The 8583-nt window shown below is 73.7% G+C and carries 7 protein-coding genes and 1 pseudogene; 3 read left to right on the forward strand and 5 right to left on the reverse strand.

What is annotated here, in order from left to right:
* Nucleotides 1-22: 22 nt before the first annotated feature.
* Together LWC33_RS36585 and LWC33_RS36105 are read left to right on the forward strand one after the other, a co-directional pair.
* Nucleotides 23-349 (forward strand): annotated as a pseudogene (locus tag LWC33_RS36585) (MFS transporter); the annotation flags it as partial.
* 5 nt (nucleotides 350-354) lie between these two features.
* Nucleotides 355-987, forward strand: coding sequence for an MFS transporter (locus LWC33_RS36105; protein WP_233305534.1), 633 nt, complete (start codon nucleotides 355-357; stop codon nucleotides 985-987).
* Between the two features lie 84 nt (nucleotides 988-1071).
* Here LWC33_RS36105 and LWC33_RS17875 read toward each other — a convergent pair whose 3' ends face one another.
* The 5 genes from LWC33_RS17875 to pdxH form a co-directional block, all read right to left on the reverse strand.
* Complete coding sequence (locus LWC33_RS17875; RefSeq protein ID WP_233305535.1) at nucleotides 1072-1800, reverse strand: sunset domain-containing protein; 729 nt, start codon at nucleotides 1798-1800, stop codon at nucleotides 1072-1074.
* Nucleotides 1801-1908: 108 nt separating this feature from the next.
* Nucleotides 1909-3297: a cryptochrome/photolyase family protein gene (locus tag LWC33_RS17880; RefSeq protein ID WP_233305536.1), complete on the reverse strand. Its 1389-nt coding sequence runs from the start codon at nucleotides 3295-3297 to the stop codon at nucleotides 1909-1911.
* A gap of 106 nt (nucleotides 3298-3403) precedes the next feature.
* A complete protein-coding gene (locus LWC33_RS17885; RefSeq protein WP_233305537.1) occupies nucleotides 3404-4711 on the reverse strand; it encodes a citrate synthase in 1308 nt (435 codons plus the stop codon).
* Between the two features lie 194 nt (nucleotides 4712-4905).
* Nucleotides 4906-6195 carry an MFS transporter gene (locus LWC33_RS17890; protein ID WP_255692170.1) on the reverse strand — a complete coding sequence of 430 codons (1290 nt, stop codon included), beginning with the start codon at nucleotides 6193-6195 and terminating at the stop codon, nucleotides 4906-4908.
* A 340-nt stretch (nucleotides 6196-6535) separates the two neighbouring features.
* Nucleotides 6536-7189, reverse strand: a complete 654-nt coding sequence (pdxH, locus tag LWC33_RS17895) for a pyridoxamine 5'-phosphate oxidase (protein ID WP_233305538.1) — start codon at nucleotides 7187-7189, stop codon at nucleotides 6536-6538.
* A gap of 228 nt (nucleotides 7190-7417) precedes the next feature.
* Between pdxH and LWC33_RS17900 the strand changes: the two genes are divergently transcribed.
* On the forward strand, nucleotides 7418-8548 hold the full coding sequence (locus LWC33_RS17900) for a citrate synthase 2 (RefSeq protein WP_233305539.1): 1131 nt from the start codon (nucleotides 7418-7420) through the stop codon (nucleotides 8546-8548).
* Nucleotides 8549-8583 lie beyond the last annotated feature (35 nt).

The following is an 8583-nucleotide window of genomic DNA, read 5'->3' on the forward strand; positions in this document are numbered from 1 at the left end:
CGTCGCCACCGACCTCGACATCGTGTTCGTCGCGCTGCCGAGCATCGGCCGCGACCTGGGGTTCGCCGCCGACCGGCTGCAGTGGGTCGTCTCCGCCTACACCGTCGCGCTGGGCGGCCAGCTGCTGCTCGGCGGCCGGGCCACCGACCGGCTCGGGGCGCGGCGGGTGTTCGTCGCCGGGCTCGTGCTGTTCGGGCTCGCCTCGCTGGCGGGCGGGCTGGCGACGACCCCGGGCTCGCTCGTCGCGGCGCGGGCGGTGCAGGGAGCCGGCGCCGCCCTGCTCACCCCGGCCACGCTGCAGCTTCTCGCGGCCGGGTTCGCCGAGGGGCCGGAGCCCAACCGGGCGTTCGCGGTGTGGGGCGTGGCCGGGAGCACCGGGGCGGCCCTCGGCGCGGCCGGCGGTGGGCTGCCACGGCCGGATCGACGCTGCTGGTCCTCGGCATCGTCGACCGGTCGGTCGGGGCGGTCGCCGGGATCGTGCTGCTGGGAGCGTTCCCGCTGGTCGAGCGCCGTGCCCCGGAACCCCTGCTGCCCCGGGTGTCGCGGGCGCTGCTGGCGCCCACCCTCGCCGTGCTGCTCTTCATGGGGGCGGTCGGGACGGCGTACTTCCTCATCACCACGCAGCCGCAGGACGTCCTCGGCTTCACGGTGCTGCAGGCCGGGGCCGCGTTCCTGCCGCTCGGCGCGCTGAGCATGGTCGGGGCGGGCTGGGTGTTCCCGCGGCTGGCGGCGCGGATCGGGGCGGGTCGCACGCTCGTGGTCGGGATGGCGGGGCTCGGGGTGACGCTGGCGGTGCTGGCCCTCGGGTTCGGCAGCTACGTGACGATGCTGCCCGGGTTCGCCTGGGCCCTCTTCGCCGGCATCGCCTTCCCCGCGGTGTTCCGGACGGCCGCCGCCGCGGTTCCCGAGTCGCGGCAGGGTGTGGCGGGGCGCTGGTGTCCACGGCGCAGTACGTCGGCGGAGCGGTCGGGCTCGCGACGCTGCTGACGGCGACCGGGTCCGCGCTCGCCGCGGGACTGGGCGCGGCGGCGCTCGCGGTGCTCGCGGCGGTGGTGGCGGGCGGGCTGGGGCTCAGCCCCCGCGGGGCTTCGGCTTCCACTCGGTGAAGCCGGCCCGCCGGGCGTCCTCGGCGGTGCGGAACCAGGCCGCGGGCTTGGTCCGGCGGAAGTACGGGCTCGACGGCGGGTGGAACAGCATCGACGACGCGTTGCCCTTGATCGTGAACTCCGGGCTCGGGGCGGAGCCGTCGGGGAGCGGGGCCGCGGAGCCGGGGCCGTAGGGGCCGTCGGGGACGGGCTCCGCCGCGGCGGCCGGCGGCTCCTCGGCGCCGGTCTCCTCCTCGGAGGCGGATTTCTCGGCCGGGGAGGGCTCCGGCGCGAGCAGCTTTTCGGACGGCCCGGGCTTCTCGGCCGGCGGCTCCGGGGTCGGCCGCTCGGCCGCCGGGGGCTCCGGGGTCGGTCGCCCGGCGGCCGGGGGCTCGGCCCTGGGGATCAGGCCCTGCGGGGTGCGGCCGTTGTGGACCGCCCCGTCCGCGTCCGACCCGTTCACCGTGGCCCCGTTCGCCGTGGGCCCGTTCACCGTGGCCCCGTTCACCGTGACGCTGCCGCCGCGGGCGCCGACCGCCACGGATTCCCGCCCGACCTCCGCCGCCGACGGGGTCGAGACGGCCCGGGCCCACTGGTCACGCACCGGACGGCCCGCGCCGGAGCGCCGCCAGAACACCCACGCGCCCGCTCCGGCCGCCCCCGCCACCCCGAGCAGCAGGATCCCGCGTCGCGTGCGGTTCCGTCGGTCGGCCATTCCGGGCTCCCCTCTTCGGTGCTGGCCACACCCTAGAGTTCACCCTCCCGCCACGCGGACGGCCCCGGGGCCCGCCGCCCGATCGTGCCGTGCCTGGGGTACGCGGCCTCAGGTACGCGCCTGCTTGACCCGCTCGTAGCGGGCGAGCGCCTCCTGGCGCTCGGCCTTGTGGTCGACGATCGGCTCCGGATACCCCGCCGGGACGCCGTCGGCCAGCGCCCACGGTTGATGCACGGCCTTGCCCTCGATCCCGCGCAGCTCGGGCACGTACCTGCGCACGTAGTCACCGTTCGGGTCGAACTTCTCCCCCTGCGTGACCGGGTTGAACACCCGGAAGTACGGCGATGCGTCCGTCCCGCTGCCGGCAGTCCACTGCCAGCCGTGCTGGTTGGAGGCCAGGTCGCCGTCGACCAGCAGCTGCATGAAGTGCCGCGCGCCCCACCACCACGGCAGGTGCAGGTCCTTCACCAGGAACGACGCCACCACCATCCGCAGCCGGTTGTGCATCCACGCCTCGGCGCGCAGCTGGCGCATCCCGGCGTCGACGATCGGGAAGCCGGTGCGGCCCGCCTTCCAGGCCTCGAAGGCCTCCTGCGCCGTTCGGCCCGAGGCGAGCGGGAGGGCGTCGAAGGCGCGGTCGTAGTTCTTCCGCGCGGAGTCGGGCCGCCGGAACAGGACGTCCGCGTAGAACTCCCGCCAGGCGATCTCGGTGCGGTAGGTGTCGGCGCTCGCGGACCGCCTGCGGGCGAGGTCGGCGAGCAGCGTGCGCGGGTGGACGCAGCCGTACTTCAGGTACACCGACATCCGCGAGGTGCCGGGCCTGTCCGGGCGGTTGCGGTCGTCGCCGTAGTGGTCCACGCCGTCGTCGAGGAAGTCCGCCCAGGTCCGCAGGGCCGCCTGCTCGCCGGGCTCGGGGAGCTCGGCCTCGACCGGGACGTCGTCGGGGATCCGCACCGCCCACGGCCCGCCCTTGTCGTCCGCGGGGTCCGTCCAGGACACGGTCGCGGCGGAGGTGTCGGCGGGGGCGCGCCAGCCGTGGTCGGTCCACGCGCGGCGGAAGGGGGTGAACACGCGGAAGGACTCGCCGTCGGCCTTGCGGACCCGTCCGGGCGCGACGGCGTAGGGCGAGCCGGTGCGCACGAGCTCGCGGCCGGCCTCGGCCAGGGCCTTCTCGACGGCCTCGTCGCGCCGGTGCCCGTACGGCCCGAAGTCCGCCGCGACGTGGACCGCGCCGGCACCGACGGCCTCGGCGATGCGCGGCACGACGTCGGCCGGGTCGCCCTCGACCACGAGCAGCCTCCCGCCGAGGGCGGCGTCGAGCTCGCGAAGGCAGCCGTGGAGGAAGTTCAGCCGCGCCCCGCCGCTCGGCCGGACCAGGGCGGGATCGAGCACGAAGAGCGCGAGCGCCTCGTCCGAGGAGCCGGCCGCGGCGAGGAAGGTGGGCTGGTCCCCGACGCGCAGGTCACGCCGGAACCAGACGACGGAGCGCTCGGGCATGCGCCGACGCTAGCGGCGGCCCGGGGAACCCGCGCGCCGAACGCACGGCCTCCGGATGCACGAACGACCCTGCCGGACGACAGGGCCGTTCGCGCGCCGGAAAGGGTCAGCGGGAGGACATCTCCGTGTAGTCCCGCTCGGGGGCGCCGATGTAGAGCTGGCGCGGACGACCGATCTTGTTCTGCGGGTCGGCCATCATCTCCCGCCAGTGCGCGATCCAGCCGGGAAGCCGGCCGAGCGCGAAGAGGACCGTGAACATCTTGGTCGGGAAGCCCATGGCCCGGTAGATCACGCCGGTGTAGAAGTCGACGTTCGGGTACAGCTTGCGCTCGACGAAGTAGTCGTCGGCGAGGGCCTTCTCCTCGAGCCTCATCGCGATGTCGAGCAGCGGGTCGGTCACGCCGAGGGCCTTGAGCACCTCGTCGGCGTTCTGCTTGACGATCTTCGCGCGCGGGTCGTAGTTCTTGTAGACCCGGTGCCCGAAGCCCATCAGCTTCGCGCCCTTCTCCTTGTTCTTGACGCGCTCGACGAAGGCGTCGACGTTGCCGTCCTCGACCTCCTGGATGCGGGTGAGCATCTCGAGGACCGCCTGGTTCGCCCCGCCGTGCAGCGGGCCGAACAGGGCGTTCACGCCGGCGGAGATCGACGCGAACAGGTTGGCCTGCGACGAGCCGACGAGCCGGACCGTCGACGTCGAACAGTTCTGCTCGTGGTCGGCGTGCAGGATCAGCAGCGTGTCGACGGCCTTGGCCATCACCGGGTCGACCTCGTACGGCTCGGCCGGGAACCCGAACGTCATGCGCAGGAAGTTCTCGACGAGGCCCATGGAGTTGTCCGGGTAGAGGAACGGCTGGCCGACGGACTTCTTGTAGGCGTAGGCCGCGATGGTGAAGACCTTCGCCATCAGGCGGACCGTGGACAGCTCGACGGCCGCGTCGTCGAACGGGTCCAGCGCGTCCTGGTAGAAGGTCGACAGCGCCGAGACCGCCGACGACAGGACCGGCATCGGGTGCGCGTCACGCGGGAAGCCGTCGAAGAACCCCTTGAGGTCCTCGTGCAGCAGGGTGTGCCGGCTGATGTCGGTGGTGAACCTGTCGAGCTGCGCCTGGGTGGGCAGCTCGCCGTAGATCAGCAGGTAGCTGACCTCGAGGAAGGTCGACCGCTCGGCGAGCTGGTCGATCGGGTACCCGCGGTACCGGAGGATGCCGGCGTCGCCGTCGATGTAGGTGATCGCGGAGGCGCAGGCGGCCGTGCTGGTGAAGCCGGGGTCGAAGGTCGTCATCCCGGTCTTCGCGAGGAGCTTGCTGACGTCGACTGCCGAAGCACCCTCCGTCGGCGCCTTGATCGGCATCTCGTGCTCGCCGCCCGGGTACGTGAGGACAGCGGCGTCTGTTCCGGCGGACTCGTCAGCCATGTGGAGGTTCCCTCTCACACTCGTTTCTTCTGCGTTGGACGCCACGCTAGTGCGCCACGGCGCATCCGTACCGTTCGACGGATCCGCGTCACGTCCCGAGGCGGTAAGGATCACTCCGCAGGACGGTTCTTACGGTGCGGGGTCCATGGTGGTCCCCCGAGGGCAGGACGGCATCCCCTGGCCCTCACCCGACGTCACCGGCGGGTGTCGAGCGGCACGCGATAGTCCCAGAACTCGCGGAACCGGAACACCACCGCGACGGTCACGACCACGACGGCGACCCCGCCGATCCACGCGGCCGTCCCGGGCCCGACGGCCGCGGCCGCCGCACCGTGCCAGATGTCGGCCAGCCGGGGCCCACCGGCCACGACCACCGCGAACACTCCCTGCATCCGTCCGCGCATCTCGTCCGTGGCCACGGACTGCAGGATCGAGTTCCGGTACACCGAGCTCACCAGGTCGCCCGCCCCGGCGACCGCCAGCGCGATCACCGCGACCCACAGCGAGGAGGTGAGCCCGAAGAAGGCGACGCCGACGCCCCAGACGCAGATCGCCACGGTGACCGCGACGCCCTGCCGGGACACCCGCTGCAGCCAGCCGGAGAACACCCCGCCCACGACCATCCCGATCGGGATCGCCGCGAACAGGACGCCCAGCGCGAAGCCGCCGCCCGGCGGGTCGCCGAACACGGTCTGGCTGATCTCGGGGAACACCACGCGCGGCATGCCGAAGCCCATCGCGATGATGTCGACCAGGAACGAGACGAGCAGGATCTTGTGCAGGGCGGCGTAGCGGAAGCCGTCGACGATCTGCCGCAGGCCCGCCTTCGCGCGATCCCCGGTCGCCTGCGGGGGCACCGCGGGCAGCCGGAACGTGGCCCAGAGCGTGGCCAGCAGGAAGATCGCGTCGAGCAGGTAGAGCGTGCCCAGCCCGACGACCGGGATCAGCACGCCCGCCAGCAGCGGCCCGACGATCGCGCCGAGCTGCACGACGGTCATGTTCAGCGCGTTCGCCGCGGGGAGCTGGGCCGCGGGAATCAGGCGCGGGATCACGGCGGCCCGTGCCGGTTGGTTCATCGCGAGCATCGACGACTGCAGCGCGAACAGCACCAGCACGACCCAGACGTTGCCGACCCCGCTCGCCGCGACCACCCACAGCGCGAGCGAGGTGATCGCGATGCCGGTGCCGGTCAGCAGCAGCATCCGGCGACGGTCGACGGCGTCGGCGATCGCGCCGCCCCACAGCCCGAAGATCACCAGCGGGACCAGGCCGAACGCACCCGTCAGGCCGACGTAGGCCGACGAGTCCGTGAGCGCGTAGATCTGGGTCGGCACGGCGACGACCGACATCTGCGCGCCGATCGTGGTGACGACCCCGGCCATCCACAACCGCCGGTAGGACGGTGTCTGCAGAGGTGTGGTGTCGGCGAAGGTGTTCCGCGCCACGCCGGCCAGCCGGGTGCGCAGGGTGCGCCCCTCCGGCAGCCGGGCCGTGGTCGCATCGGGGTCCACGGGGACCCGGCGGGTGTCGCCCCCGGCCCGGACCTGCCGGGTGAGTGCGTCCGGGCCCGTGGTCAGGCGCTCGGTGCTCGCGTCGGCGGGGCCGGGCGCCGGCACGGTGAGCGGGTCCGCCCGGGGATCGTGGGCCGGACGGGTGGGCGGCTCCGGCGCCGACCGCGGGGGCTCGGCGGGCAGCGGATCCGTGGGCTGGTCCGGGCCCGATCCCGGACGGGGACGACTCACGTTTCCACAGGTACCACGCCCGCCCGGCGGCGCAGACGGCCCGGGGCGCGCCGAACCGGACACTCGGGCGTGAACCGGGCGGCTACGGCGCCAGCCGCACGACCTTCCACGTCCGCGAGTCGCGGTCGCCCACGAACCGGAGCCGGTCGTGCATCCGGTTGGTACGGCCCTGCCAGAACTCGACCTCGTCCGGCACGATCCGCCAGCCGCCCCAGTGCGGTGGCCGCGGGATCGCCTCGGTGTCGGCGAACCGGCGTTCGGCGGAGGTCAGGGCGTCGTCGAGCACGCCCCGGTCGCTGACCACGACGGACTGGGCCGACGCCCACGCGCCGAGCTGCGAGCCACGGGGCCTGGTCGCCCAGTAGGCGTCGGCCTCGGCGTAGCTGGTCTGCTGGACCAGACCGCGGACGTGCACCTGACGCTGCAACGCGTACCAGGGGAAGGTCGCCGACGCCTCGTGCGACTGGCGCAGATCGCGGCTCTTGGCGGAGGTGAAGTTGGTGTAGAAGACCACGCCGCGCTCGTCGAGCCCCTTGCACAGCACGGTGCGCGACGACGGGCGGCCGTCCGGGTCCGCCGTGGCCAGCACCATCGCGTTGGGCTCGGGGACACCGGCCTCGCCGGCCTCGGCCAGCCAGCGCGCCAGCTGCTCGTGCCAGGTCGGGGCGAGCTGGTCGACGTCGAAACCTCCGGCGTCGTAGTCGACCCGCATGGTGGCGAGCGTCAGTTCGGTCATGCGCACCTCCTCGTGGACCCCCGACGGTAGGTGGGCGCCCCCGCCGCCCGACACCCTCCGTTCGGGTCCGGTGACCGATCACACCTGAGCAGTCCGTTGTGCTCCTGCGCTGGTGAGAGGCAGGGTGACAGCGACCACGCGCGCGGACCCGCGCGCAGCAGGGACACCGGCCGACGGCGCCACCCGGCGACGGCTGCCGGTGTGCACCGACACGTGAGGAGAACCCCGGTGTCCGAGGACCACCCTGTTCCCCCGCCCCCGCCCGGCTTCAAGTCCGGTCTCGAAGGGCACGTCGCCTTCCGGACCGAGATCGCCGAGCCCGACAAGGACGGCGGCGCGCTGCGGTACCGGGGCGTCGACATCGAGGACCTGGTCGGCCAGGTCACCTTCGGCAACGTCTGGGCGCTGCTGGTCGACGGCCGGTTCGGGCCGGGCCTGCCGCCCGCCGAGCCCTTCCCGATCCCGGTCCACACCGGCGACGTCCGCGTCGACGTGCAGGCCGCGCTGGCCATGCTCGCCCCGCACTGGGGCTACCAGCCGCTGCTCGACACCCCGGTCGAGGAGGCCCGCGAGCAGCTCGCCCGGGCATCGGTGATGGCGCTGTCCTACGTCGCCCAGTCCGCGCGCGGCATCGGCATCCCGGCCGTGCCGCAGTCCCGCGTCGACCAGGCGAAGACGATCACCGAGCGGTTCATGGTCCGCTGGAAGGGCGACCCGGACCCCGCCCACGTCAAGGCGATCGACGCCTACTGGGTCTCCGCCGCCGAGCACGGCATGAACGCCTCCACCTTCACCGCGCGCGTCATTGCGTCCACCGGCGCCGACGTCGCGGCCTCGCTGTCCGGCGCGATCGGCGCCATGTCCGGCCCGCTGCACGGCGGCGCCCCGGCGCGCGTGCTGCCGATGATCGCCGAGGTCGAGCGGACCGGGGACCCCGAGGCGCTGGTCAAGGGGATTCTCGACCGCAAGGAGAAGCTCATGGGCTTCGGGCACCGGGTCTACCGGGCCGAGGACCCGCGGGCCCGCGTGCTGCGCCGGACCTGCCAGGAGCTGAACGCGCCCCGCTACGAGGTGGCCGCCGCGCTGGAGCAGGCCGCGCTCCGGATCCTGCGCGAGCGTCGTCCCGACCACCCGATCGAGACGAACGTCGAGTTCTGGGCCGCGGTCGTCCTGGACTTCGCCCAGGTCCCGCCGCACATGATGCCGGCAATGTTCACCAGCGCCCGGACCGCGGGCTGGTCGGCGCACATCCTGGAGCAGAAGCGGGAGAACAAGCTGGTCCGCCCGTCGGCCCAGTACATCGGCCCGGGCCCGCGCAAGCCGCAGGACGTCGAGGGCTTCGACCTGCTGGTCCACTGAGCCGAGCCCCCGGGAGCGGCGGGGGGCGCCGGGGG

The organism is Pseudonocardia terrae (genome assembly GCF_021343995.1).
GTDB lineage: Bacteria > Actinomycetota > Actinomycetes > Mycobacteriales > Pseudonocardiaceae > Pseudonocardia > Pseudonocardia terrae.